The following is a 23,549-nucleotide window of genomic DNA, read 5'->3' as shown; positions in this document are numbered from 1 at the left end:
TTACTCCGGCCGCGCCGGGATGTTTTTGGCGCGCGCCACCGCAGGTCGGGCATAAAAGCGGGCAACATAGGCGGGCACGTTTTTCAAATCGTTATAGCCTGTCACCTCTTTTGCGCCATAGAAATCAAGCGCATTGAGCCAAGGGGCGATGGCCATATCGGCAATCGAATACTCCCCCACGATCCAATCACGCCCCTCAAGTTGCGCGTCCACAACGGCCAAAAGACGCTTGGCCTCACCAATGTAACGGTCCCGCGCGGTTGGGTCCTCCATCTTGGCGCCCGCGAATTTATAAAAGAACCCAAGTTGACCAAACATCGGGCCAAGACCGCCCATTTGGAACATCAGCCATTGGATCGTTTCATAACGCGTTTTTGGGTCTTTTGAGAGGAATTTACCAGATTTTTCAGCCAGATAAATCAGGATTGCTCCAGATTCAAACAGCTCGATCTGCGCCCCATCCGGGCCGTTCGGATCAATGATGGCGGGGATTTTGTTGTTTGGGTTGAGCGCCAAAAATTCAGGACTTTTGACATCCGCATCGGCCAAGGTGACCAAATGCGGCTCATAGGCCAGCCCCATTTCCTCAAGCGCGATGGAGATTTTGACCCCGTTTGGCGTGGGAAAAGAATAGAGCTGAATTTTTTCAGGCTCGGTTGCGGGCCAGCGGGTGGAAATCAGGTGATTGACAGTCTGGGTCATCGGGGCTCCTAGCATGCGAGGATTGGGGGGAAGGGCTGGTTAATCTCCCCTAAGGTATTGCTGGAGTGCCGAAAGAAAACCATTAAAGGATGTGCGTCAATGTGCTACGCAATGTGCGTCACTGCGTCGTATGGACACGGCGGAATTGGGAAGAACGGGGACAGAGAATGTTCAAAGAATTTAAAGATTTCATCGCCAAAGGCAATGTCATGGACATGGCGGTTGGTATCATCGTTGGTGCCGCCTTTACTGCGATCGTCAGTTCCATGGTCGCCGACCTGATCAATCCGTTCATCGGGCTGTTCACCGGAGGTTTGGATTTCACCAACAACTATCTGGTGCTGTCTGGCGAGGTGCCCGCGGGGGCCTCTCTCGACGCGGCACGCGAAGCGGGCGCGGCGGTGTTTGCCTATGGTTCTTTTATCATGGCGGTCATCAATTTCCTGATCATCGCCTTCGTGGTGTTCATGTTGGTGCGCTACGTCAACAAACTCAAAGCGGCGGCGACGGGCCCAAAAGAAGCGACCCCCGCAGCGCCGGCTGGCCCATCCGAACTCGACATCCTGATCGAAATTCGCGATTCTTTGAAAAAGTAACGACGAAAAAGTAACGGCGCGAGCGCTCGGAAGATATCAACTCGGAAGACATCAAAAAGGCCCGTTGGATCGCACCAACGGGCCTTTTCGCGTGATGCTGTGAGGCATCACGTCTCGGGGACACCTCTTTCATACGCAACAGGCGGCCATATCCGTCGCCGCTTGCCGAAAAAAATAATCTGTGGGAGATTGGGTCGAATTGCCGTAGAAAACCGGGAGAGGCTGCCGAAATGATCAAAATTGACGAAACGGATCGGCGGATTTTACGGATTTTGCAGCGCAAGGGGCGCATTTCAAACGCCGATCTTGCGCAAGAGGCGAATGTGTCCAGCTCCGCCTGTCATCGCCGGGTGCAGCGGCTTGAGGCCGAAGGGTTGATCCGCGATTACGTCGCACTTTTGGACCCGCGTCATCTGGACCGCCGGTCCACCGTCTTTGTCGAAGTCACGCTCACCAGCCAAGCGGACGATATTTTACACGCCTTTGAAAAAGCGGTGCGCAATGTGCCCGACGTGTTGGAATGTCACCTGATGGCGGGCAAGGCGGATTATATCCTCAAAGTCGTCGCCGCCGACACCGATCACTTTGCCCAAATCCACCGCCGCCTTGTCGCGCTGCCCGGTGTGCAAACCATGCAATCGTCTTTTGCCATGCGCACCGTGTTCAAAACCACGGCTTTACCTGTCTAAAGGTCTGGGTTTGGCGATTGACCGACCCTGTGGTAAGTCTACGACCTGTCGCATTTGGGAGGAGGCGGCATCATGGCACGCATAAACCACGCAGAACACGTCATTTCTACCGTCGAATCGGGGTCCGTTGGCACGCGTTTGACGGCCAGTTGGCGGCGGTCTTTGAAAAAACATGGGCTTGATCCCGAACGCCCGGTGACGCCGCGGCGGTTCTCAGAGGCGGAAATCTCGGAGCGTCGTGAACGGCTTGGCGGTTTTATGGATCTTGCCTCGCCAAAGCTCGATCAACTGTTTCAAATGGTCGGCAACACCGGCTGTTCGGTGATGATGACAGATCGGGATGGGGTGGTGTTGGATCAGCGTTCCAAAGATGCCGATTCTGACACGTTTCAATCCTGGGGGCTTTGGACCGGTGCCGATTGGTCGGAGGAATCCGAGGGCACCAATGGCATCGGCACCTGTATTGCCGAAGCGCGTCAGATCACGATCCACCGCGACGAACATTTTCTAAGCCGCAACACGGTGATGTCTTGCATGGATGCCCCGATTTTTGGCCCCGATGGCGAATTGATCGCCGCCCTTGATGTGTCGTCCTGCCGCGCCGATCAGACCGAAGCCTACGCGCGGCTGATTTCCAATGTGGTGGCCCAAACCGCCAAGCAAATAGAAACAGATGCTTTTCGCGCCGCCTTCCCTAAGGCCCGGATCATCACCGCCCCCGAAGATCGCCCGGATGGGGCGGTGCTTTTGGCGGTGGATCATGACGATTTGATCATCGGTGCCACCCGTGCGGCGCGCCGTGCTTTTGGACTGGGGCAGGGGACGCATATCGTGCCCACGCCAGCTTCGGATATTTTGGGGCGCGACAGCACAGTGTCGGCCTTGGAGCGGGCCGAGCGGGCGGCTTTGAAACGGGCGATTGCGCGCGCGGGTGGCAATGTGTCTGCGGCGGCGCGTGAACTTGGAATCGGTCGTGCCACGCTCTATCGCCGGATGAAGCGCCTCGGGATTGGTGAGAACGGCGAAAACTGATCCCTACCTGTCTCACCCCTGAGACATTGCCGCGCTGCGGCGTGGGAAACAGGGGGTGACCGCAGCTTAAGGGAGCGTTCACAGTCTCTTCATATGTTGGCGTGGGAGACGCCAGCACCCTGAGGAGGAAAACAATGAACGTTCAAGCTGACGCGAGCGCACAATACGCATCGCCTTTCAAAGCCCGTTATGACAACTTTATCGGTGGTAAATTTACCCCGCCTGTCCACGGCAAATATTTCGACAACACCACGCCGATCACCGGCCAGAAAGTGTGTGAAGTGGCCCGCTCTGACGCGGCCGATGTCGAGTTGGCCCTGGATGCCGCTCATGCCGCCAAAGACGCATGGGGCAGAACCAGCGCCACAGAGCGCGCCAACATCCTGTTGAAAATCGCCGACCGGATCGAAGAGCACCTCGAAACCATCGCAACGGCGGAAACCTGGGACAACGGCAAGCCGATCCGTGAAACCATGGCCGCGGACATTCCGCTCTCCGCTGACCACTTCCGTTACTTCGCGGGCGTTCTGCGTGGCCAAGAAGGCTCCATGTCGGAAATCGACGCTGACACCATCGCCTACCACTTCCACGAGCCTCTGGGCGTTGTCGGTCAGATCATTCCGTGGAACTTCTCCATCCTGATGGCCGCTTGGAAAATTGCGCCTGCTCTGGCCGCTGGCAACTGTATCGTGCTGAAACCGGCAGAACAGACCCCGGCTGCGATCATGGTGTTCATGGAACTCATCGCCGATCTGCTGCCGGCTGGCACGCTCAACATCGTCAACGGCTATGGCGCCGAAGTCGGTGCGCCGCTTGCACGCTCGCCGCGCATTGCGAAAATCGCCTTCACGGGTTCGACCGCAACCGGCCGGATGATCATGCAATACGCCACCGAGAACCTGATCCCGGTGACCTTGGAGTTAGGTGGCAAATCGCCGAACATCTTCTTCTCCGATGTGATGCGCGAAGATGACGCCTTCCTCGACAAAGCGGTCGAAGGCTTTGTTCTCTTTGCCTTCAACCAAGGCGAAGTCTGCACCTGCCCGTCGCGCGCTTTGATCCAGGAAGACATCTACGAAGAGTTCATCGCGCGGTGTATTGCTCGTGTGAAAGCCATCAAACAAGGCGATCCGCGCGACATCAACACCATGGTTGGCGCTCAGGCGTCTGCCGAGCAGCAGGAAAAAATCCTGTCCTATCTGACCATCGGTCGCGAAGAAGGCGCCGAAGTTCTTGTCGGTGGCGATGCTGCGCGCTTTGGTGGCGATCTCAAAGACGGCTATTACATCCAGCCGACCATCCTCAAAGGCCACAACAAAATGCGTGTGTTCCAAGAGGAAATCTTTGGCCCGGTCGTCTCCGTGACCACCTTTAAAACCGAAGAAGAAGCGCTCGCAATCGCCAATGACACCATGTACGGCCTCGGCGCTGGCGTTTGGTCGCGTGACATGAACACCTGCTACCGCTTCGGTCGTCACATTCAGGCCGGTCGTGTTTGGGTGAACAACTACCACGCTTACCCGGCGCATGCGGCATTTGGTGGCTACAAACAGTCCGGCGTTGGACGTGAAAACCACAAGATGATGCTCGACCATTACCAGCAAACCAAAAACATGCTGGTGTCTTACAACCCGAACAAACTCGGGTTCTTCTGAACTCCTCCCCGTGGGGGCACGTTATGCGTGTCCCCTCACCCTACAGGGCGTGGCTTTGGCCGCGCCCTGTCCCCGTTTTGGCGTTTTGCTTTGGAGGTTCTTATGATTCCTGATCGTGTGATTGCGACCCCTGCCGCACGGGCTTTGCTGGCCGAGATCGTCACGGACCATGGTCCGGTGATGTTTGTGCAATCGGGCGGCTGTTGCGATGGTTCATCGCCGATGTGCTATAAGAAGGGCGACTATTTGATTGGGTTGCGCGATGTGAAACTGGGCGAAATTGAGGGGGCCGAGGTTTGGATCTCCGAGTCTCTGTTTGAAATTTGGCGCTACAGTCAGATGGTTTTGGATGCAGCCCCCGGCCATGGCGCGGGATTTTCGCTCGACACCGGGCGTGGGCAATGTTTCCTGTCGCGATCGCGCCTGTTTAGCGATGACGAAGCGGCGGCTTTGGCGCTCTGATCCTCGTCTGTCTCGGCGGAACTCACTGAACAAAAATAAACTGTGCAAAAACAAACCCCCGGAGCTTGCGCCACGGGGGTCGTATTTTTATGTCCCATCATCCTTGCGGACAAGGGCCGCTCGAAACGTCGAGCCTCTCGGGGCCTGACGGCTTAAAGAGACATACCTTCGCGCTGAGCTTTTTTACGAGCCAGCTTACGGGCACGGCGGATGGCCTCGGCCTTCTCGCGCGCTTTCTTCACGGACGGCTTTTCGAAATGTTGCTTCAGCTTCATTTCACGAAAAACGCCTTCACGTTGAAGTTTTTTCTTCAGAGCCCGGAGGGCCTGATCGACGTTGTTATCACGAACGCTAACCTGCATGTGGTGTCACCACCTTCCTAGTTAGATTTGCATGAATTGCAGGAAGTGGCCATATAGCAAAGTCACCCTAGCTTGTCTACTATGCTCGTAAGCCGCAAAAGGACGTATCCGATGACAACAACCGCTTATCCCGATCCGACCCGTGAAAAACTGCTCGATGCCGCCCTTGTTCATGTGGTGTTTGATGGCTGGGGGTCTGAGACCTTTAAAGCGGCGATTGCTGATTCGGGTGTGTCCGAAGGTTTGGCGCGCGTCGCCGCCCCGCGTGGCTCCGTTGATCTTGCCAGTGCCTATCACAAACGCGGCGACCGCGAGATGGTCAAGGCGCTCGCAGAAACCGATCTCTCAGCCATGCGTTTCACCGACCGCGTCACCCATGCCGTATGGCTGCGCTTGCAGACGGTGGACCGCGAATTGGTCCGCCGTGGCATGTCGCTGTTTTCCCTGCCGCTTCATGCGCCTGAGGGCACGAAATTGGTCTGGGAAACGGCGGATGCCATCTGGACCGCTTTGGGCGATACCTCGCGCGATGTGAATTGGTACACCAAACGCGCGACGTTGTCGGGCGTGTTTGCCTCCACGGTTTTGTTTTGGCTGGGCGATGACAGCGAAGGGTTCACCGACACCCGCGCCTTTCTCGACCGGCGCATCGAGGATGTGATGAAAGTGGAAAAAGCCAAAGCCACGGTGCGCGACAACAAGGCGCTGTCTGCGCTTTTCGCTGTGCCTAACGCGCTGTTCGGGATGATCAAAGCGCCTGCGGGCGCGGGCCGCACAGATGTCCCCGGAACCCAACAGAGCACGCAAGGAGCGACTGAATGACCCTGCCGACCTCCCTGCCAACCATCATGCGCGCGATTGAGATTTCCACTCCGGGTGGCCCCGAAGGTCTGACGCTTTGTGAACGTCCTGTGCCGACACCCAAAGCCGATGAGATTGTGATCAAACTGGCCTATGCCGGGGTCAACCGTCCCGACGCTTTGCAACGCGCAGGGCTTTATAATCCGCCGCCTGGCGCGTCCGATTTGCCCGGACTTGAGGGCGCGGGCGAGGTTGTGGCGGTGGGCGCGGCGGTGTCTGATTGGCGGATTGGCGATCAGGTTTGTGCGCTTTTGCCCGGCGGTGGCTATGCCGATTATGTGGCCACATCGGCAGCTCATGCTCTGCCCGTCCCCAAGGGTCTGTCATTGAAAGAAGCCGCCTGTTTGCCGGAGACGTTTTTCACCGTTTGGAGCAATGTGTTCATGCGTGGCGGCTTGCAGGCCGGGGAGCGTTTTTTGGTCCATGGCGGCTCGTCCGGCATTGGCACCACGGCAATTCAGCTTGCACGCGCTTTCGGTGCGCGGGTCTTTGCCACTGCGGGCTCCGCCGAGAAATGCAAAGCCTGTGAGGGATTGGGCGCAGAGCGCGCGATCAACTACCGCGATGAGGATTTCGTCGAGGTTTTGAAAGCCGAGGGCGGGGCCAATTTGATCCTCGATATGGTCGGCGGCGATTACATCGCGCGCAATGTCAAAGCTCTGGCCATGGAGGGCCGTTTGGTCAACATCGCCTTCTTGCAAGGCTCGAAAGCCGAGTTGAACTTTGCCCAAGTGATGATGCGGCGGCTGACGCTGACCGGTTCCACGCTGCGCCCGCAATCGGACGCGGCCAAGGCGAAAATCGCCGAGGCTCTGTTGGCGAAAGTCTGGCCGTTGATCGAGGCGGGGCAGGTTGGCCCGGTGATGCATTCCGAATTCGCTCTTGTGGATGCAAGCCGTGCCCATGCCTTGATGGAAACCAACGCCCATATCGGCAAGATCGTTTTGAAACTCTGAGTATTTTGACCTGCAATGAAGGGTTTTGCGCCTTCATTGCAGGTCAAATACTCACTCTATCGCTTCAAACAACGCGTCATCCAAGGTGCAATCACGGATCACATCCGCGCCGCATGTGCGTGGCTCCAAATCCTTGGTCAGGCAAATGCGCACCTCTTGGATGCGGCGGTCTTTGCAGGTCACGGTGATCTCGTTTTTGTCCAATCCGGCGTTCTCTGTCATGAACGCTTCCTCGATCAAGGCGGCGGGGAGTTTGACGTCTTTGGTCAGTTTGCGAAACACTTCGGGGCGGGTGATTTTTGCGTAGGCCTCGCGCGCGGTCTCAAGATACTGCTGCGGGGACAGCCCTGCACAGCGTCCGTGTTTCTTCCACTGATACCACGCCGCGCCATCAGTCCCCATAATGTCCTCCATCGTCGCGGTTTCGCGTTTTGACGGGTCGCGTGCGGTGGTGTTGCAATAGGAGGGATAGCCCCGTTCGTACTGTGGCCAAAGCCCATGCAATACCCATCCCAGATCACGATCACATTGCGGCGAATTGCGTGCCTCGCCCTCAAGGGCACACCATGTCGGGGACCAAGACAGAGACAACACGTAATAGTCGAAATCCCCGGCCCGCTCGCCCTCTGCCATCGCAGGAGATGCGATGAGCAAAACCAAGCCCAACAGGGCACTCACGATCCGTTTGCGCATTTTCTCTTCCCTCTTTTCTCGATCCACAGTATACAGCCGCCAAGTTCCCCGACAACGTGAACCGTCCCGGCCCCCGGGAAAGCCCTTCCAGGCGATGGAGAAGTTGTATTCGGGCAAGACCTATTTATGGAGTGTGTCCTATGGCAAAACCGATCATGGCGAAAGCCACCGCTGTCTGGCTGGTCGATAACACCACGCTGAGTTTTAAACAAATTGCCGATTTTTGCGGCCTGCATGAGCTTGAAGTTCAGGGCATTGCCGATGGCGATGTGGCGGCTGGCGTGCGCGGCTTTGACCCGGTGGCCAACAATCAGTTGACCGCAGAGGAAATCAAAGCGGCCGAAGAAAACCCGATGGCGCGTCTGTCGTTGAAATACAATGCCGCTGCTCAAGGCGAAGAAAAACGTCGTGGCCCGCGCTACACGCCGCTGTCCAAACGTCAGGATCGCCCGAATTCGATCCTGTGGTTGGTGAAATTCCACCCGGAATTGGCGGACAGTCAGATTGCCAAACTGGTGGGCACCACCAAACCGACGATCCAATCCATCCGCGAGCGCACTCATTGGAACATCGCCAACATGCAGCCGATCGACCCGGTTGCCTTGGGCCTGTGTAAACAATCCGAACTGGACACGGCCGTGCAAAAAGCCGCCCAGAAACGCGCCGCCAATGGCGAAGCAATGACCGATGACGAACGGCGTAAATTGTTGTCCACGGAGCAATCCTTGGGCATGGACGCAGAGCCGAAAATGCCGTCTTCGATCTCCGGGCTTGAGACCTTTTCCTTTGGTCGTGACCATCAAGAGGAAAAAGAAGAGGCCGTGCCAGATGCGGACAGCTTCTTTAACCTGCCCGATCATGACGATGATGACGAAGACGACGACAAGTAAGCGTCTGACATCCAGTCGAAAAAGAAAACCCAGGCCGGTCGGTCTGGGTTTTTTCGTGTTTGGCCGGGGTGTTGATGCGGTGGTGTGGATTTAGACGGATTTACGCGCTTTGAGCGCCGCGCTGATCGTCCCGTCATCGAGATAATCCAACTCGCCGCCTATCGGCACGCCCTGCGCCAAAGACGTCACTGCACAGCGTCCCGCCAGCTCATCACTGATGTAATGCGCCGTGGTTTGGCCATCGACCGTGGCATTGAGCGCCAAGATCACTTCATGCACCTGCTCGTCGATCACCCGTTGGATCAGCGCCGGAATGCGCAGGTCTTCAGGGCCAATGGCATCGAGCGCAGACAGGGTTCCGCCCAGCACATGATAGCGGCCTTTAAACCCGCCTGCGCGTTCCATTGCCCAAAGATCGGATACATCCTCGACCACGCAAATCTCGCCTATGGCGCGCTTTTCAGAGGCGCAAATGCCACAGAGATCGCCGGTGCCGATGTTGCCGCATGTGATGCATTCGCGTGCCGTATCGGCCACCAATTGCATCTGTGTGGCCAAAGGGGCCATCAGGCGTCCGCGCTTTTTGATCAGGTGCAACACCGCGCGCCGCGCCGAGCGCGGTCCAAGCCCCGGCAAGCGCGCCATGAGGTCGATCAGCGCCTCAATATCCTGACGATCCTCGTTCACAAGCGGCTCAGAACGGCAGTTTGAAATCAGCCGGAAGCCCAAGGCCCTCGGTCAGTTTCTGCATCTCGGCCTCGGCGCGTTGGGACGCTTTCGCTTGCGCATCCTTGACCGCGGCAAGGATCAAATCCTCGACCACTTCTTTTTCGTCGGGGTGAAAAATAGACGGATCAATGTCGAGTCCGATCAACTGACCCTTGGCCGTCGCAGTGGCTTTCACAAGCCCCGCCCCGCTTTCGCCCATGACGGTCATCTCCGACAATTTCTCCTGAAGCTCCGCCATGTCGCTTTGCATTTTTTGGGCTTTTTTCATCATCCCGGCCATATCGCCGAGCCCACCTAGGCCTTTGAGCATGTTGTTCTCCTGATCTCTGACTTGATCTGATTTGGGGGTGAGGTCCGCGATGGTCAATCGCTTTCAAACGGGTCCCATTCATCCTCAACCTCGGGCAGGGCCTCAAGCTGGGCGGCCTGCATTTTGGTTTCGGGTGTGCGCACCTCGGCGATTTTCGCGTTGGGGAAAAGTTCAAACACTTTGGCGACAATCGGATGGGCTTTGGCTTCGATCTCCAAGGCGATGCGTTCGGCATCCTTGACCTCACGGATCGTGCGCACGCCTTCTGGCGCCTCCGCAATCGTCACGCCCCAGCGGTGGCCGGTAAAGGCAAACAGGCGGCTTTGCAGGCGCGGGGCCAGATCGGCGGGGGCCTCATCATGGGGTTGAAATTCGATCCGGCCGGGCGCGTATTTCGCCAGTCGCACATGGTTCTCCACGTCGATCAAAAGCTTCGCGTCACGGTGCAGGCGGATCAAGTCGACCACATCCTCAAAGCGCGGATATTTCGCCAAAGCGGTGTCCGGGGCCTGCGCCAAAGCGGTGGCGGCACCCGATGCGCCAGCGCCCATCATCGTCGGCCCGTGGGTGGCGTGACCGCCGCCCATAGGACCGCCTTGGGCCGAGACCGAGCCGCCACCGGAGGGCGCGGCCCCACCGCCACTAGGCCCAGAGGGCGGGCGTGGCGGCGGGTTTTGCTCGTTGAGTTTACGCACCAAGTCCTCGGGCATTGGCAGGTCGGCGACATGGGTCAGCCGGATGATCGCCATCTCTGAGGCCATCATCGCATTCGGCGCAGCGGAGACTTCTTCGAGGGCTTTCAACAACATCTGCCACATCCGCGAGAGCACGCGCATCGGCAATTTCTCCGCCATGGCCAGCCCGCGCATCCGTTCGTCCGGGCCAATGGTGGGATCATCTGCGGCATTGGGCGTGATCTTGATCACCGAAATCCAATGGGTGATTTCGGCCAGATCGCGCAGCACCGCCAAAGGGTCAGCCCCGTCGGCATATTGCCCGCCGATCTCGCCCAAAGCGCCCGCTGCGTCGCCTGCCATGATCATGTCAAACAGATCCAACACCCGACCGCGATCCGCCAGCCCCAACATGGCACGCACCTGTTCGACCGTGGTTTCGCCCGCGCCATGAGACAGGGCCTGATCCAATAGCGAGGTCGCATCACGGGCCGAGCCTTCGGCCGCGCGGGTGATCAGCGCCAGCGCTTCGTCGGTGATCTCACCGTTCTCGCCGCCGGCAATTTTGCGCAACAGCGCGATCATCACCTCGGGTTCGATCCGGCGCAGATCAAAGCGCTGACAGCGCGACAGCACCGTCACGGGCACCTTGCGGATTTCGGTGGTGGCAAAGATGAATTTGACGTGGGCGGGCGGTTCTTCGAGCGTCTTGAGCAGGGCGTTGAACGCACTGGTAGAGAGCATGTGAACTTCGTCGATGATATAGATTTTATAGCGCGCAGAGGCGGCGCGGTAATGCACCGAGTCGATGATTTCGCGGATGTCGCCCACGCCTGTGCGCGAGGCAGCGTCCATTTCCATCACATCGACATGACGCCCCTCGGTGATTGCCACGCAATGCTCGCATTGGCCGCAAGGTTCGGTCGTCGGTCCGCCATTGCCATCCAATCCGATGCAGTTCATCCCCTTGGCGATGATCCGCGCGGTGGTGGTTTTGCCGGTGCCGCGAATGCCGGTCATGATAAAGGCTTGGGCGATGCGATCCGCCGCAAAGGCGTTTTTGAGTGTACGCACCATGGCGTCCTGACCGACGAGGTCGGCAAAGGTTTCCGGGCGGTATTTGCGTGCCAGAACCTTATAGCCTGCGTCGGTGTCAGACATGCGTTTTCTCCCAAGTGATGCGTTGCGGCTAAGGTAAGGCTGCGAGGCAAACCCCGCAACCTTGTTTCATGCGATCTTTGCGATTGGGCTCACTCGCCGCGTTTGCCGCTTTTGACCTTTTTGGCTTGTTTCACCATTTTGGAGAACTTCCGCCCACGTCCGCGTGTCTCGGAAATGCTTTCCGAATTGCGACTGTCCTCTTCCATCAGCTTGCGCCAGCGTTCGACCCGAGGTTCATCCAACACGCCGCTGTCAATCGCCGCGCGGATGGCACAGCCCGGTTCGGTGCGGTGTTGGCAATCAGAAAATTTGCAGGTCATCGCCAGATCGGTGATGTCCTCAAACAGGGTGCCAATCCCCTCCATCGCATCGTGCAACGCCAATTCGCGCATCCCCGGCGTGTCGATCAACCAACCCCCGGCGTGCATGCGGTGCATGGAGCGTGCCGTGGTGGTGTGGCGGCCTTTGGCATCGTCTTCGCGAATGTCGCCGACGTCCAAATCCTCGCCAGTCAGCCCGCGCGCGATGGTGGATTTGCCCACCCCTGATGAGCCGACCAGCGCGAGGGTTTGCCCCGTGCCGCAGTAATGCTCCAAACGTGCGATGTCGGCCGGGTCTTTGGCATTGATCGCCAAAATTTCCGCGCGTTCGTAAATCGCCTTGGCGCGGTCCACATAGGCCTCGACCGGGATGTCTTCGGGCCGATCAGCCTTGGTGATGACGATCACGGGTGCCGCTTCGGCCTCGATGGCGATTGCGAGGTAGCGTTCAAGGCGCGCTTCGTTGAAATCGGTGTTGCACGATGTGGTGATGAACAGCGTGTCGATATTGGCGGCGATCAATTGCGCAGTGGCGGCGACGCCTGCGGCGCGGCGCGAAATCAACGTGCGCCGATCCAGCCGCCGGATGATGCGTTCGCCGTCCGAGAGGACAAAGTCGCCCACCGCCATATCGGTGGCGACATGATCCCCGGTCAGAGAAATGTCGAGCCGTTCAAGCCCGGCGGAGAGCGCCACAACGGAGCGACGACGCACTTCGGACAGGCGCATGGGGGTGAGGGTTTCGAGCTCTTCAATGCTGAGTTGGCTGGTGAAAAACTGGCTCCAGCCAAGGGTTTTCAGGTCTGTAGATGTGGTATCTTGGGTCATTGGTCTGCCCCAAATGACAAAAAGTGTGACACAAAAAAGGGCCTCGCGCCGATGGGGCGGCGAGGGCATTCGGTCTCGGGCAGTCCGAAAATGGGAAACGCCTTAAACGGCAACAGCCCGAGGGGTGCAAGACACAACAATCATCAAAGTCCTCCTCGGTTGGCGGTTGCGGGCCACGCTTTCAAAGCTGCGACCGGGTGGCGTAGGGTGAGAGGCTGGACAACGACCCAAGCTGGACTCGTTACGGCTGCTTCCTTCCGGATCTGACCGGGTTGGCGAGGCGCTCGCCCGCGCCAACCTCTCAAGGGGTTACATAAGCGTCACAGGGTGGATTCGCAAGAGGGCGGATGATCCTCGCCCACTTGATGGTGTTTTTATCCCTATGGGCGCTCCGCACATTTATCCCTGTGGGCGTTCCGCCTGTTTATCCCTGTGGGCGTTCCGCCCAACCGGCAAAGATTTTCTCAAGCGCCACAACAATGTAATAAAGGACGATCCCCAAAAACGCCAAAGCAATCAGAACCGCGAACATCAACGGGTAATCGGCGTTGATTTTTCCACTGTCAAACAGGTGGCCAAGGCCGCGCCCATGCGGTTCGACGATCTCCATCAGGTTGGTGCCGATAAAGGCGAGCGTGACCGACACTTTCAGCGCGCCGAAAAACTCCGGCAGGGTTTTTGGCAAGGCGATCTTCCAGAAAATCGTCCATTTCGAGGCCCCGAGAGACCGCAAGATGTCGCGGTACTCCGGCTCCAGGGTCGAAAGACCGATGGAGACCGCCACAGAGATCGGAAAGAACGAAATCATGAAAGCGATGAGAATGGTGTTGAAATCATGCTGACCGATGAAAATCAGCGCGATCACCGGGACAACAGTGGCTTTCGGAATGGCGTTGAAACCGACCAAAAGCGGGTATAGCGCGTCGCGCATGGCGCGCGAAAAGCCCATGATCATACCGATCAAAGTGCCAAAAATCACCGCAACGATCAGCCCTACAACAGTGCGCCAGAGCGTTTGCCAGCCGTAAATGAGGAACAAGTTCCAATATTTCCCATAGGCCGGTATGAGATCGGATGGTGAGGCCATTTTGTAATTCGGCCAGTTGTTGAACCAGACGATGAACTCCCAAAACGCCAGAAAAGCGATAATGGCGAGTGTTGGCGTGGCGACTTTTTTCCAATGTTTCATTGTGCCACCTCCGGTGCGCGACCCTGCGCGACTTCGATCTGATGGCGCAGACGATGCAGAATATCTGTGGCCTCCTGCGTGTAAATCACTTCCAAATCGGTGCGCCCTGAAAGTTTCACATTTTCAACATGTTGGGTCGTTGCTGGCCGCCCGGACAGCACAATCACCTCATCGGCCAAATAGACGCTTTCGCGCAGATCGTGGGTGATCAACACGCCGGTGAACGGTTCTTCGGCCCGCAAACGGTGCATGGTTTGCCACAGGTCTTCGCGGGTAAAGGCATCAAGCGCGCCAAAGGGTTCGTCCATGATCAACACATCGGGTTTGTGCACAATCGAGCGGCACAGAGACGCGCGTTGGCGCATCCCGCCGGAGAGTTCAGAGGGGCGTTTGTCCTCAAATCCTTCAAGGCCGACCAAAGCCAAAAGATCGCGGGCGCGATCTTGTTTTTGACGTTTGCTCATGCTGTTGGGGACGATTTCGAGCGGCAACAACACATTGTCCAAAATCGTGCGCCATTCCAAAAGCACCGGATTTTGAAAGGCCATGCCCACGGTCGAGCGCGGCGAGGTGACCCGTTCGCCATGCAGCCAAACCTCACCCTCATCGGGTTTCATCAGCCCGGCGATCAGGCGTGTCAGCGTGGATTTGCCACAACCAGATGGGCCAACCACGGCGCAAAAATCGCCTTCAGGCACCGAAATGTTGAGATTTTCGAGAACGGGCAAGGGGCCGTTTTCGGTTTTGTAGGCGTGGGTCACGCCTTTGATGTCTATGAGGTTTGTCATCTGACTCTCTGCCGTATCTGGGCCGTATCTGGCGACCGTATTCAGTTGGGTCTTGCCATAAAAAGCGGGCGCGGCCTTTGGAAAGGTCCCGCGCCCGCATCATTCAGTTCAGGCGCTTATTTCAGCATCCGGTCCGCAGCGGCAGGCAGATAGGCGTCGGTGAAATAGAGGCTGGCATCTGGTGCGGCGTTGAATTCATAGACCATGCCGAGCTGCTCCAAAGAGCCTTCAAAACGGGCGGCGTCAATGCCGCCAAAGCCGTTGGCCACAACGTAATCGGTCAACACATTGCCTTCGAGCGCAAGCTCCAGGCGGCGGGTTTCGAGATCAACATCAGAGGCCGGGTTGTATTTCACCATGTTTTCGACGGCGGCTTTCGGATCGACAACCGCGTCTTTCCAACCGGCGACAACCGCGCTCAAAAAGCCTTTGATCGCGTCGGGGTGTTCGGCGGCGAAGTCGGTGTTGACCAAAAGCACGTTGCCATAAAGGCTCACGCCAAAATCGCTCATCATGATGGTCGAAATATCATCCTCTGGCACGCCAAGACGCACGAGGTTGAGATAGGACGAAAAATTGAAACCCGTCACAGCATCGACTTTGCCCTCGGCCAGCATCGGCTCGCGGGTCGGGAAACCCACCGGCTCTACGGTGATTTTCGACATGTCGAGATCGTTTGCGGCGGCAAAAATCGGGAACTGCGCCCATGCGCCATCGGGCGGCGGCGCGCCCAAAACGTGACCTTCAAGGTCTTTCGGCGCTTCAATCCCCAAGGATTTGCGGCCCACAATCGAAAACGCCGGGGCGTCATAGATCATCATGATCGCGGTGACAGGCGCGCCGGGGTTTTGGTCGAGGAATTTCACCAGGCTGTTGATGTCGGCCATACCAACGGGATAGGCGCCGGTGGCCACTTTCGGGATCGCGTCAAGCGAACCCTGACCGGCAGAGATTTCCACCGACAGGTCTTGATCGGCAAAATATCCGGCCTCAATTGCGGTGAAAAACGGGGCGGCCGGGCCTTCGAATTTCCAATCCAGCGCGAAAGGCAGCGCGGTTTCGGCATAGGCTGCGGTTGCAGTCAGCGCAAAGGCTGCCAGAGTTGTCATTGGTTTATAGAACATGGATTTCCCTCGTGTCGTTCCGGCTCAGTGTGGCTGACAGGTATTTTGACCGCGAGGCCGAGGTTCACAATGATGTATACAATCCTTAATTTCGCATAAAAATGCGCCATATAAAGTCGTTTGTGCTTAAATATAACGCAATATTGGCGAGGCCGCTCTTTGTGTGACGTAGCGGCAGTTTTGCTCTGCGCGACTCTCCACGCGACTCAAGGGGTCGGGTCAGAGCAACCCAACCCGACCCCTGATATTTAAAGCGTGATGCGGAACTGCGCGAACCCATCGTGGCCTTCGCCCGCATCCTCGATGGCGAGACCTTTGAGGTCGGCCAAATGTTGACGTGCGGCGGGGCCGGTTTCGAACAACACCGTGGTGTCGCCTAAGGGCGCAAGTGACCAATTGTTGTCGGCGGTCGGGTTGATCGTCCCTTGGTCCACGATATAGCGTACGATGATGTCGCGGTTGGTGTCCGGGCCTTCGAAAATCACGGTCGAGCCATCAGCGCCGGGGAAGGTGCCGCCGCCGCCCGCGCGGTAATTGTTGGTGGCGACGATAAATTCCATATCGGCAGTCACCGGCGCGCCATTGTATGTCAGATTGACGATCCGGGAGGCGTCCGGGTTCACAGGCGCGCCATTGGTGTCAAACCGCGACGGCTGCGAAATGTCGATTTGATAGGTCACGCCGTCGATCACGTCGAAATTGTAGGAGGCAAAATCGGGGTTGAGCAAAAGCGCATCTTTCGCGCCTTTTTCGACCTGATTGAACATGCCAGCGGAGCGTTCCAGCCAACCTTTGAGTTGCGCGCCGTTGATCCGCACCGCGCGGATCGTGTTTGGATAAAGGTAAAGATCGGCGACATTTTTGATCGCCACATCGCCCACGGCCACATCGGTGTAATACTCAGCCCCGCCACGACCACCGGCCTTAAAGGGTGCCGCGGCGGAGAGGATTGGCAGACCGTCATGTTCGGTGCCTTTCATCATCTCGGCAATGTACCAAAGCTGGGCGTTGGAGACGATTTGCACCGACGGGTCATCGGCCACGAGGGCAAAATAGGAATGTAGCGGCGCGTTGGTTTTGCCCACGGCGCGGCGCACATAGGCCAGCGTCTGTTCATGAACGTCCAAGATCGAGGCCAGCACAGGTTCGACACTGTCGACCAAAGGCGAGATCGAGCGGTCTTCGTTGCGCTGGGAAATCGGTCGGGTTTCGACCGTATTGGTCACCACGCGCCACGCGTTGCCATCTTTCTCCAACAGCAAATCCATGACGCCCAGATGCGAGCCCCAATAGCCGCCCATCACCGCCGGTTTGCCGTGGATCAGACCCTTTTGCGCATCGACGGCCGCATAGCCATCATAGGTCGCGGACGGGAAGACAAGGTGGGAATGCCCGGTCATCAGCGCGTCAATGCCGTCAATCTCGGCCAGGGGCACGGAGGCATTTTCCATCTTGTCGCTGTGATCGGCAGAGCCGATGCCGGAGTGGTTGAGCGCGATGATGATATCCGCGCCTTTTTCTTTCATTTCAGGCACATAAGCACGGGCCGTTTCGACAATGTCGCGGGCCTCAACGGTGCCTTCAAGGTTCTTGCGGTCCCACATCATGATCTGCGGCGGGACAAACCCGATCAGGCCGATTTTGATGGTGTGGGTCTCGCCAGAACCATCGGTCAGCTCGCGATCCAAAATCACATAGGGCGGCAAAAGCGTTTTATCGGCGCGCGGGTTGGCGCCCATCTCAGAGACGACATTGGCGGAAATCACCGGATAATTGGCTCCGGCCAAGGCTTTCATCAAAAAGGGAATGCCGTAGTTGAATTCATGGTTGCCCAAGGTGGAGGCGTCAAAGCCCACGGTGTTCATCGCGGTGATGACGGGGTGCATGTCACCCTCTTTCATCCCGCGCTCATAGGCAATGAAATCACCCATCGGATTGCCCTGAAGGAAATCGCCATTGTCCACCAGCATGGTATTGGTCGCCTCGGCACGCACGTTATTGATATGCGCGGCTGTGCGGGCAAGCCCGACAGTGTCGATCGCTTTGTCGGAGTAATAGTCATATGGAAAGACATGCACATGCAGGTCGGTCGTTTCCATAATCCGCAAATGCGCTTGGTTTACGGCCGCGCGCGCAGAAAAAGGGTGAAGAGCAATCAAGGCAGATCCTGCGACTGTGCCGGACATAAAGCCACGGCGATTCATATTTGTTTTCAAACGGCCCATGATGCGCCTCCTTTTGACTAACGATGGCGCAAACATTTACACGCCACAAGACACTGGTGTGACGGATGTAAATTTATCAGCCCTATGACGTGAAACAAACCCTTTTGGGGGGCTTTTCAATCGAACCAACAACCTTGGGTTGCATTTCCATTTATTGTCGCACAGATGCAACACAATCATGTGCTTTTTGCACAGAGAGTGTGGCTGGAAACGCTGGCTGCGTGTCAAATATCAACATATGGCTGAACGCATGAGAAAAGAATCTGTGGTTTTTGCAGCGGGATCGCTGCGTCGCGAGGCCCATTTGCGACCTGATGCCAAGCGGCTTTGGGGGCAAAAAAATGCTTTGGCCCTCCCCTTTTGGCACAAAATGCCCTTGATGTGGCGAACGGGCGGGCTTGCGTTTTGCACAACCGAACATGCCGCATATGATCCCGGTAAACACCCCTATCTGTTCTTGGGCCTTTCGGACGAGGATGCGCCGATTTTTGCGGTCGATGTCGATCATTGGCAGGTCGCTGTGCCGACAGAAGAGGCGGCTTTGCCGTGGATGGGGGGCGCAGTGCCATGTGCAGAGATTGAAGGATCGGAGTTTCGCGACCTAAGATCTCTGATGACGCTTTTGACTCCGTGGGAGGCAGAGATTGCGGCCACGGCCCGCGGCATTTTGGAGTGGCATGGTCGGCATATGTTCTGTGCCAATTGCGGAGCGCCCACGGCGATGTCCGATGGCGGTTGGCGGCGCGATTGCGCGGCTTGTTCGGTGCAACATTTCCCGCGCACTGATCCTGTGGTGATCATGCTGGTGACGCATGGGAATTCTGTGCTTTTGGGGCGCGATGCGGCCTGGCCCACAGGGATGTATTCGCTTTTGGCCGGTTTCATGGAGCCGGGCGAGCCGATTGAGGCCGCTGTGCGGCGTGAAGTTTTAGAAGAATCGGGGATCAAAGTCGGCCCCGTCGAGTATGTCGCCAGCCAGCCTTGGCCATTTCCGGCCTCTTTGATGATCGGCTGTCGCGCTGAGGCGTTGACAACCGAGATCACGCTGGACCCCAATGAGCTTGAGGATGCGCTTTGGCTGACGCACGAAGAGCTTGCAAAAGCGATGGCGGGTCTGTCTGATAAAATCCGGCCTGCCCGAAAGGGCGCATTGGCGCAATTTCTTCTGACCAAGTGGCTTGCGGACTGTTGGGAATAACAGGATAACATGTCCTGGGGCACTGATCACAAGTGAGTTGGCATGAAATTTTCGACCCGTCAGGACATTGAAGCACCGGCAGAGTTTGTGTTTGAGCGCTTCGCTGATTTTGAAGGCCTGGAACGTCAGGCAATGCGGCGCGGCATTGACGTCAAGCGCAAATCGCCCAGTCAGCCGCGTGGGGTTGGCGCCGGATGGACGCTGAAAGTGCCGTTCCGGGGCAAATTGCGCGATTTGGCCGTTGAAATCCGGGACTATGATGCGCCCAATGGTTTGGTGGCCGATGCGAAATCAGGCGGGTTGGACATGATTTTGACCGCTGATCTTATGGCGCTTTCGCCGCAACGCACGCGCATGACACTTGGCTACGATGTGCTTCCAAACACCTTGTCGGCACGGATTTTGGTTCAGTCAGTGAAATTCGCCAAGAGCACATTGCAAAAGCGGTTCGAAACGCGGGTGTCAAAATTTTGCGACCATTTATCGGATGAATACAAAGGCGCGCCCAGAAAATAATCGGGACGCGCCTCAAACTGTGTGTGCTTAGGTTCGACGCGGATCGGCCGGGTAGACGCCTAAAATCTCAACCATTTCGGTGAAATAGCCCAGTTCATCCAGGGCACGACGCACGTTCTCATCGTCGGGATGACCTTCGATATCGGCATAAAACTGTGTCGCGGTGAACACCCCGTCGACCATGTAACTTTCAAGTTTCGTCATGTTCACGCCATTGGTGGCAAAGCCCCCCATCGCTTTATAGAGCGCGGCGGGGAGGTTGCGGACGCGGAACATAAAGGCAGTGACCATTTTGTCTGCGCGGCGGGTATAATCGGCCTCGCGCGCCATGATCAAAAAGCGGGTGGTGTTGAGTTTGTGATCCTCAATATGACGGGCCAGCACGTCGAGTCCGAAAATTTCACCGGCAAGTTCCGAGGCAAAAGCGCCGATCTGTGGATTGCCCTCTTCTTTCACGGAACGCGCAGCGGCGGCATTGTCGGACCAATTGACCGTGGTCAGGCTGTGGTCGCGCACAAAGCCGCGCGCCTGACCCAAAAGCACGGACATGGCGCGCACCTGTTTGATGTCGGAGGGGTTTGTGCCGGGCAGACCCAAAAGGTTTACATGCACCCGCACGAAGGTTTCATCAATGATGTGCAGACCTGATTCCGGTAAAAGATGATAAACATCCTGCACACGTCCGTAGGTCGAATTTTCAACCGCAATCATGCCCAGATCAGCCGCCCCCGAGCGCACAGCCTCCATCGCATCCTCAAAGGTCGGGCAGGGCAGGGGCTCAAACTCGGGACGTGCTTCGCGACATGCCTGATGGGAATATGACCCCGGTTCCCCCTGAAATGCGATGCGTCTGGTCATTCTCGACCCCTTTTGTCTCATAGTTTTGCGCTAACTTGCGTGGGTGACGGTCTTATACCTTGAAATGCAGTAGGGGAAGCGGGTAGATAGCGCGCGACAAATGCATATAAACGGAACGCGACATGTTCAACACTATGACCATCACCAAGGTCGTCGGCGGCCTCTGCGGCACCTTCTTGATCTTCCTTTTCGGCAATTGGGCTGCGACTTCCATCTATTCCATGGGTGGCGCTGGCCATGAGGGCGAACACGCCCAAGCCTATGTGATCGCCACGGGCGAAGAAGATGCCGCCCCGGCAGAAGAGGTGGTCCAAGTGAGCTTTGACGAGCTTCTGGCCTCTGCGGATGTTGCGAAAGGCGAAAAAGTCTTTTCCAAATGCAAAGCCTGCCACAAAGTGGACGGCAGCAACGGCACCGGCCCGCATCTTGATGGCGTGTTTGAACGTGTGGTTGCAAGCGTGGATGGGTTTGCCTACTCCGACAGCATGGTGGCCCATGGCGGCGCATGGACACCCGAGGCGCTCAACGAATTTCTGCTCAACCCGAAAGGCGTTGTTGCGGGCACAAAAATGTCTTTCGCAGGCCTGCCGAAAATCGAAGACCGCGCCAATCTCGTGGCTTATCTTCAGTCCATCTCTGGCTGATCTCAACAGATCGCGCCTGATTGCATCACAAGCCCCCATTGGCCGCGTGCCAGTGGGGGTTTTCTTATGCAAACTCTTACGCGCGTGATTTGATCACGGTTTTTCGATGTGTTGTAACTTGCATGTGGGCGCTCCGACACATTACCGTCGCACAGACAAGACGCGCAGCCCAACTGCGCCTCACAACACTTTCGGAGGTTCCATATGTTCGCACGCCCCGCTTTTCGCACAGGTTTCCCGATCTTGGCCCTGTTGGCCCTTTTGAGTGGAGCCGCGAAAGCTGAGGACACGATCACGCGCACATGGTTCACCGATTGGGATACGGTGAAATATTCCGAACCCTTTGACCATCTCGATTACGTCAATCCAGATGCGCCCAAAGGCGGCGACATCGTTTTGGGCACGGTGGGCACCTTTGACAGTATGAACCCCTATTCGACCCTTTCAGGGACGCCAGCCGCCTTGTCGTCGACCCCGTATGAGCGGCTGATGGACGGGACGGCGGATGAGTTCACCGGCGCGCAGTACTGTCTTTTGTGTGAAACATTGGAATATCCTGAAAGTCAGAATTGGGTGATTTTCCACCTGCGCAAGGACGTGCGTTTTTCTGACGGCACGCCGATGACCGCCGAGGATGTGGTGTTCACCCATAACAAATTCATTGCCGAAGCCACGCCGTCTTGGCGCGCGGGTGTCAGTGCGATGATTGCGAATGTCGAGGCGCTTGATCCCTATACCGTCAAATTCACCTTTCAACCGAACATCCCGCGCAAAGGGTTGATCGGACAGGCCGGAGCCACCTTGGTGATGCAAAAGGCGTGGTTTGAGGCCAATGACGCCAAGTTGGATGAGAAACGTTTCGATGTCTCTCCCGGCACAGGGGCCTATATGTTGGACAGCTATGACGCGGGCCAATGGGTGAAATACAAACGCAATCCCGACTATTGGGGCGCGCAACATCCGCTTAAAGTGGGGCGCGAGAATTTCGACACCATCAAGGTGATCTATTTTGGCGATACGATTGCGGCATTTGAGGCGTTTAAATCTGGTGAAATCACCTTTCGCCAAGAAACTTCGTCTTTGAATTGGGCCACCGCTTATGATTTCCCGGCCTTGGAAAAGGGTTGGGTGATCAAAGCCGCGCTTCATGATGGCTCGTTGCCCGGTGCGGCGGGATTTTTGTTCAACCTGCGCCGCGAAAAGTTCCAAGATCGCAATGTGCGTTTGGCGCTTGGGTTGATGTATAATTTCACTTGGACCAACGACACGCTGCAATACGGGTTGTTCAAACAGCGCGAAAGCTTTTGGGAAACACCTTTGCTCAAGGCCACTGGCCTGCCGGAGGGCAAAGAATTGGCCTATCTCGATGAGGTCCGCGACATGGTCCCGCCTGAGATTTTCACCGAAGAGGCGTTCGTGCCCCACACATCGGGTGAACGCTCTTTGGATCGGAAGAACCTGCGCAAAGCATTGGCTTTGCTTGAAAAGGCTGGGTATACGCCCGACGCTGACGGGAAATTGCGCAATGCCAAGGGCGAGACGCTGGACGTGGAATTCCTGCATTACAATCCGGCCTGGGATCGCATCATCAACCCCTATATCGAAAACCTCGTCGCGCTGGGCGTGAACGCCCGCTACAACCGCGTGGATGCGAACCAGTACCAAGCCCGAACCCAAAGTTTTGATTACGACATGATCTACAGCGGGTATACGAACGGGTTTGAAGAAGGCTCCAGCTTTGATCAGAAATACGGGTCTGACAACGTGAACGACGTGTTCAACCCGGCGGGCCTGTCTGATCCGGCGATTGATCATCTGGGCAAACGGGTGCTTGAGGTCGAAAGCTATGATGACATGGCCGCCATTGTGCGCGCCGCCGACCGGATCATGCGCTACGATTATTTCATCGTCCCCGCACATATGAACGACAAACACTGGGTGGCCTATTACAACATGTATGAGCATCCGTCTGAGGATAAAATGCCGCCGCTTGATCTGGGGTATCTGGATTTCTGGTGGGTCAATGCCGACAAAGAGCAGGCGCTCAAAGCCGCCGGCGCGTTGAAATAAGCCAGTCAGGACAGTCC

24 protein-coding genes and 1 other RNA gene are annotated in these 23,549 nt (G+C 57.0%); 12 read left to right on the top strand and 13 right to left on the bottom strand.

Annotation, left to right across the window (positions count from 1 at the left end; genetic code table 11):
• On the bottom strand, positions 1–702 hold the full coding sequence (locus BLT54_RS10530) for a glutathione S-transferase N-terminal domain-containing protein (RefSeq protein ID WP_074644700.1): 702 nt from the start codon (positions 700–702) through the stop codon (positions 1–3).
• Positions 703–869: 167 nt separating this feature from the next.
• Between BLT54_RS10530 and mscL the strand changes: the two genes are divergently transcribed.
• The 5 genes from mscL (at position 870) to BLT54_RS10505 (ending at position 5,136) form a co-directional block, all read left to right on the top strand.
• Positions 870–1,298, top strand: a complete 429-nt coding sequence (gene mscL / locus BLT54_RS10525) for a large conductance mechanosensitive channel protein MscL (protein ID WP_074644697.1) — start codon at positions 870–872, stop codon at positions 1,296–1,298.
• A 233-nt stretch (positions 1,299–1,531) separates the two neighbouring features.
• On the top strand, positions 1,532–1,987 hold the full coding sequence (locus BLT54_RS10520) for an Lrp/AsnC family transcriptional regulator (RefSeq protein WP_040402438.1): 456 nt from the start codon (positions 1,532–1,534) through the stop codon (positions 1,985–1,987).
• Between the two features lie 72 nt (positions 1,988–2,059).
• Positions 2,060–3,019 carry a GAF domain-containing protein gene (locus BLT54_RS10515; protein WP_074644695.1) on the top strand — a complete coding sequence of 320 codons (960 nt, stop codon included), beginning with the start codon at positions 2,060–2,062 and terminating at the stop codon, positions 3,017–3,019.
• A 134-nt stretch (positions 3,020–3,153) separates the two neighbouring features.
• Positions 3,154–4,674, top strand: a complete 1,521-nt coding sequence (gene adh / locus BLT54_RS10510) for an aldehyde dehydrogenase (protein WP_074644692.1) — start codon at positions 3,154–3,156, stop codon at positions 4,672–4,674.
• A 102-nt stretch (positions 4,675–4,776) separates the two neighbouring features.
• Entirely contained in the window at positions 4,777–5,136 is a 360-nt protein-coding gene (locus tag BLT54_RS10505) for a DUF779 domain-containing protein (protein WP_074644688.1), read from the top strand.
• Between the two features lie 152 nt (positions 5,137–5,288).
• Here the strand turns inward: BLT54_RS10505 and rpsU are convergent, their stop codons facing one another.
• Positions 5,289–5,498, bottom strand: a complete 210-nt coding sequence (gene rpsU, locus BLT54_RS10500; protein WP_009572408.1) for a 30S ribosomal protein S21 — start codon at positions 5,496–5,498, stop codon at positions 5,289–5,291.
• A gap of 111 nt (positions 5,499–5,609) precedes the next feature.
• Here rpsU and BLT54_RS10495 point away from each other — a divergent pair, with 111 nt between their 5' ends.
• A complete protein-coding gene (locus tag BLT54_RS10495) occupies positions 5,610–6,320 on the top strand; it encodes a COQ9 family protein (RefSeq protein WP_074644686.1) in 711 nt (236 codons plus the stop codon).
• Entirely contained in the window at positions 6,317–7,315 is a 999-nt protein-coding gene (locus tag BLT54_RS10490; RefSeq protein WP_074644684.1) for an NAD(P)H-quinone oxidoreductase, read from the top strand. The genes BLT54_RS10495 and BLT54_RS10490 overlap by 4 nt, the downstream gene beginning before the upstream one ends.
• A 51-nt stretch (positions 7,316–7,366) precedes the next feature.
• Here BLT54_RS10490 and BLT54_RS10485 read toward each other — a convergent pair whose 3' ends face one another.
• Entirely contained in the window at positions 7,367–8,008 is a 642-nt protein-coding gene (locus BLT54_RS10485) for a ribonuclease T2 family protein (protein WP_074644681.1), read from the bottom strand.
• Between the two features lie 140 nt (positions 8,009–8,148).
• On the opposite strand from BLT54_RS10485, the gene BLT54_RS10480 reads away from it, so the two are divergent.
• Positions 8,149–8,898 (top strand): DUF1013 domain-containing protein, encoded by a 750-nt coding sequence (locus tag BLT54_RS10480; protein WP_074644678.1) that lies wholly within the window; start codon positions 8,149–8,151, stop codon positions 8,896–8,898.
• Between the two features lie 90 nt (positions 8,899–8,988).
• Here the strand turns inward: BLT54_RS10480 and recR are convergent, their stop codons facing one another.
• The 9 genes from recR to BLT54_RS10435 form a co-directional block, all read right to left on the bottom strand.
• Entirely contained in the window at positions 8,989–9,585 is a 597-nt protein-coding gene (recR, locus tag BLT54_RS10475; RefSeq protein WP_074644675.1) for a recombination mediator RecR, read from the bottom strand.
• A 7-nt stretch (positions 9,586–9,592) separates the two neighbouring features.
• Positions 9,593–9,937, bottom strand: coding sequence for a YbaB/EbfC family nucleoid-associated protein (locus tag BLT54_RS10470; RefSeq protein ID WP_074644967.1), 345 nt, complete (start codon positions 9,935–9,937; stop codon positions 9,593–9,595).
• A 53-nt stretch (positions 9,938–9,990) separates the two neighbouring features.
• The gene (locus BLT54_RS10465) at positions 9,991–11,772 is read right to left on the bottom strand and encodes a DNA polymerase III subunit gamma/tau (protein ID WP_074644672.1); all 1,782 of its coding nucleotides are present in this window, start codon (positions 11,770–11,772) and stop codon (positions 9,991–9,993) included.
• Between the two features lie 89 nt (positions 11,773–11,861).
• Positions 11,862–12,920, bottom strand: a complete 1,059-nt coding sequence (gene rsgA / locus BLT54_RS10460) for a ribosome small subunit-dependent GTPase A (protein WP_074644965.1) — start codon at positions 12,918–12,920, stop codon at positions 11,862–11,864.
• A 206-nt stretch (positions 12,921–13,126) separates the two neighbouring features.
• Positions 13,127–13,223: signal recognition particle sRNA small type (gene ffs / locus BLT54_RS10455), an RNA gene on the bottom strand.
• A 121-nt stretch (positions 13,224–13,344) separates the two neighbouring features.
• A complete protein-coding gene (locus BLT54_RS10450) occupies positions 13,345–14,109 on the bottom strand; it encodes an ABC transporter permease (RefSeq protein ID WP_074644669.1) in 765 nt (254 codons plus the stop codon).
• Entirely contained in the window at positions 14,106–14,897 is a 792-nt protein-coding gene (locus BLT54_RS10445) for an ABC transporter ATP-binding protein (protein WP_074644667.1), read from the bottom strand. Before BLT54_RS10445 ends, BLT54_RS10450 begins: the two co-directional genes overlap by 4 nt.
• Before the next feature lie 116 nt (positions 14,898–15,013).
• Positions 15,014–16,021, bottom strand: a complete 1,008-nt coding sequence (locus BLT54_RS10440; RefSeq protein WP_074644664.1) for an ABC transporter substrate-binding protein — start codon at positions 16,019–16,021, stop codon at positions 15,014–15,016.
• A 248-nt stretch (positions 16,022–16,269) separates the two neighbouring features.
• Positions 16,270–18,246, bottom strand: coding sequence for a bifunctional 2',3'-cyclic-nucleotide 2'-phosphodiesterase/3'-nucleotidase (locus BLT54_RS10435; protein ID WP_074644662.1), 1,977 nt, complete (start codon positions 18,244–18,246; stop codon positions 16,270–16,272).
• Between the two features lie 250 nt (positions 18,247–18,496).
• Between BLT54_RS10435 and nudC the strand changes: the two genes are divergently transcribed.
• A complete protein-coding gene (nudC, locus tag BLT54_RS10430; protein ID WP_074644962.1) occupies positions 18,497–19,444 on the top strand; it encodes an NAD(+) diphosphatase in 948 nt (315 codons plus the stop codon).
• Positions 19,445–19,486: 42 nt separating this feature from the next.
• Positions 19,487–19,960, top strand: a complete 474-nt coding sequence (locus tag BLT54_RS10425) for an SRPBCC family protein (RefSeq protein WP_074644660.1) — start codon at positions 19,487–19,489, stop codon at positions 19,958–19,960.
• A 27-nt stretch (positions 19,961–19,987) separates the two neighbouring features.
• Here the strand turns inward: BLT54_RS10425 and BLT54_RS10420 are convergent, their stop codons facing one another.
• Positions 19,988–20,818, bottom strand: a complete 831-nt coding sequence (locus BLT54_RS10420) for a prephenate dehydratase (protein ID WP_074644657.1) — start codon at positions 20,816–20,818, stop codon at positions 19,988–19,990.
• Positions 20,819–20,940: 122 nt separating this feature from the next.
• On the opposite strand from BLT54_RS10420, the gene BLT54_RS10415 reads away from it, so the two are divergent.
• Both BLT54_RS10415 and BLT54_RS10410 read left to right on the top strand, forming a co-directional pair.
• Positions 20,941–21,462 carry a c-type cytochrome gene (locus BLT54_RS10415; RefSeq protein WP_074644655.1) on the top strand — a complete coding sequence of 174 codons (522 nt, stop codon included), beginning with the start codon at positions 20,941–20,943 and terminating at the stop codon, positions 21,460–21,462.
• A gap of 204 nt (positions 21,463–21,666) precedes the next feature.
• A complete protein-coding gene (locus BLT54_RS10410; protein ID WP_074644652.1) occupies positions 21,667–23,532 on the top strand; it encodes an extracellular solute-binding protein in 1,866 nt (621 codons plus the stop codon).
• The last annotated feature ends 17 nt before the right edge of the window (positions 23,533–23,549 follow it).

Source organism: Celeribacter baekdonensis, from assembly GCF_900102315.1.
GTDB classification, from domain to species: domain Bacteria; phylum Pseudomonadota; class Alphaproteobacteria; order Rhodobacterales; family Rhodobacteraceae; genus Celeribacter; species Celeribacter baekdonensis.
Note: the sequence above shows the minus strand (reverse complement) of the source record. Positions and strands in the feature narration are given on the sequence as shown.

Bases quoted from the DNA above. Each gene is read 5' to 3' on its own strand.
- BLT54_RS10530 (WP_074644700.1), bottom strand. From the start codon at position 702: ATGACCCAGACTGTCAATCACCTGATTTCCACCCGCTGGCCCGCAACC.
- mscL (WP_074644697.1), top strand. From the start codon at position 870: ATGTTCAAAGAATTTAAAGATTTCATCGCCAAAGGCAATGTCATGGAC.
- BLT54_RS10515 (WP_074644695.1), top strand. From the start codon at position 2,060: ATGGCACGCATAAACCACGCAGAACACGTCATTTCTACCGTCGAATCG.
- adh (WP_074644692.1), top strand. From the start codon at position 3,154: ATGAACGTTCAAGCTGACGCGAGCGCACAATACGCATCGCCTTTCAAA.
- BLT54_RS10505 (WP_074644688.1), top strand. From the start codon at position 4,777: ATGATTCCTGATCGTGTGATTGCGACCCCTGCCGCACGGGCTTTGCTG.
- rpsU (WP_009572408.1), bottom strand. From the start codon at position 5,498: ATGCAGGTTAGCGTTCGTGATAACAACGTCGATCAGGCCCTCCGGGCT.
- BLT54_RS10495 (WP_074644686.1), top strand. From the start codon at position 5,610: ATGACAACAACCGCTTATCCCGATCCGACCCGTGAAAAACTGCTCGAT.
- BLT54_RS10490 (WP_074644684.1), top strand. From the start codon at position 6,317: ATGACCCTGCCGACCTCCCTGCCAACCATCATGCGCGCGATTGAGATT.
- BLT54_RS10485 (WP_074644681.1), bottom strand. From the start codon at position 8,008: ATGCGCAAACGGATCGTGAGTGCCCTGTTGGGCTTGGTTTTGCTCATC.
- BLT54_RS10480 (WP_074644678.1), top strand. From the start codon at position 8,149: ATGGCAAAACCGATCATGGCGAAAGCCACCGCTGTCTGGCTGGTCGAT.
- BLT54_RS10470 (WP_074644967.1), bottom strand. From the start codon at position 9,937: ATGCTCAAAGGCCTAGGTGGGCTCGGCGATATGGCCGGGATGATGAAA.
- BLT54_RS10465 (WP_074644672.1), bottom strand. From the start codon at position 11,772: ATGTCTGACACCGACGCAGGCTATAAGGTTCTGGCACGCAAATACCGC.
- rsgA (WP_074644965.1), bottom strand. From the start codon at position 12,920: ATGACCCAAGATACCACATCTACAGACCTGAAAACCCTTGGCTGGAGC.
- BLT54_RS10450 (WP_074644669.1), bottom strand. From the start codon at position 14,109: ATGAAACATTGGAAAAAAGTCGCCACGCCAACACTCGCCATTATCGCT.
- BLT54_RS10445 (WP_074644667.1), bottom strand. From the start codon at position 14,897: ATGACAAACCTCATAGACATCAAAGGCGTGACCCACGCCTACAAAACC.
- BLT54_RS10440 (WP_074644664.1), bottom strand. From the start codon at position 16,021: ATGTTCTATAAACCAATGACAACTCTGGCAGCCTTTGCGCTGACTGCA.
- BLT54_RS10435 (WP_074644662.1), bottom strand. From the start codon at position 18,246: ATGGGCCGTTTGAAAACAAATATGAATCGCCGTGGCTTTATGTCCGGC.
- nudC (WP_074644962.1), top strand. From the start codon at position 18,497: ATGAGAAAAGAATCTGTGGTTTTTGCAGCGGGATCGCTGCGTCGCGAG.
- BLT54_RS10425 (WP_074644660.1), top strand. From the start codon at position 19,487: ATGAAATTTTCGACCCGTCAGGACATTGAAGCACCGGCAGAGTTTGTG.
- BLT54_RS10420 (WP_074644657.1), bottom strand. From the start codon at position 20,818: ATGACCAGACGCATCGCATTTCAGGGGGAACCGGGGTCATATTCCCAT.
- BLT54_RS10415 (WP_074644655.1), top strand. From the start codon at position 20,941: ATGTTCAACACTATGACCATCACCAAGGTCGTCGGCGGCCTCTGCGGC.
- BLT54_RS10410 (WP_074644652.1), top strand. From the start codon at position 21,667: ATGTTCGCACGCCCCGCTTTTCGCACAGGTTTCCCGATCTTGGCCCTG.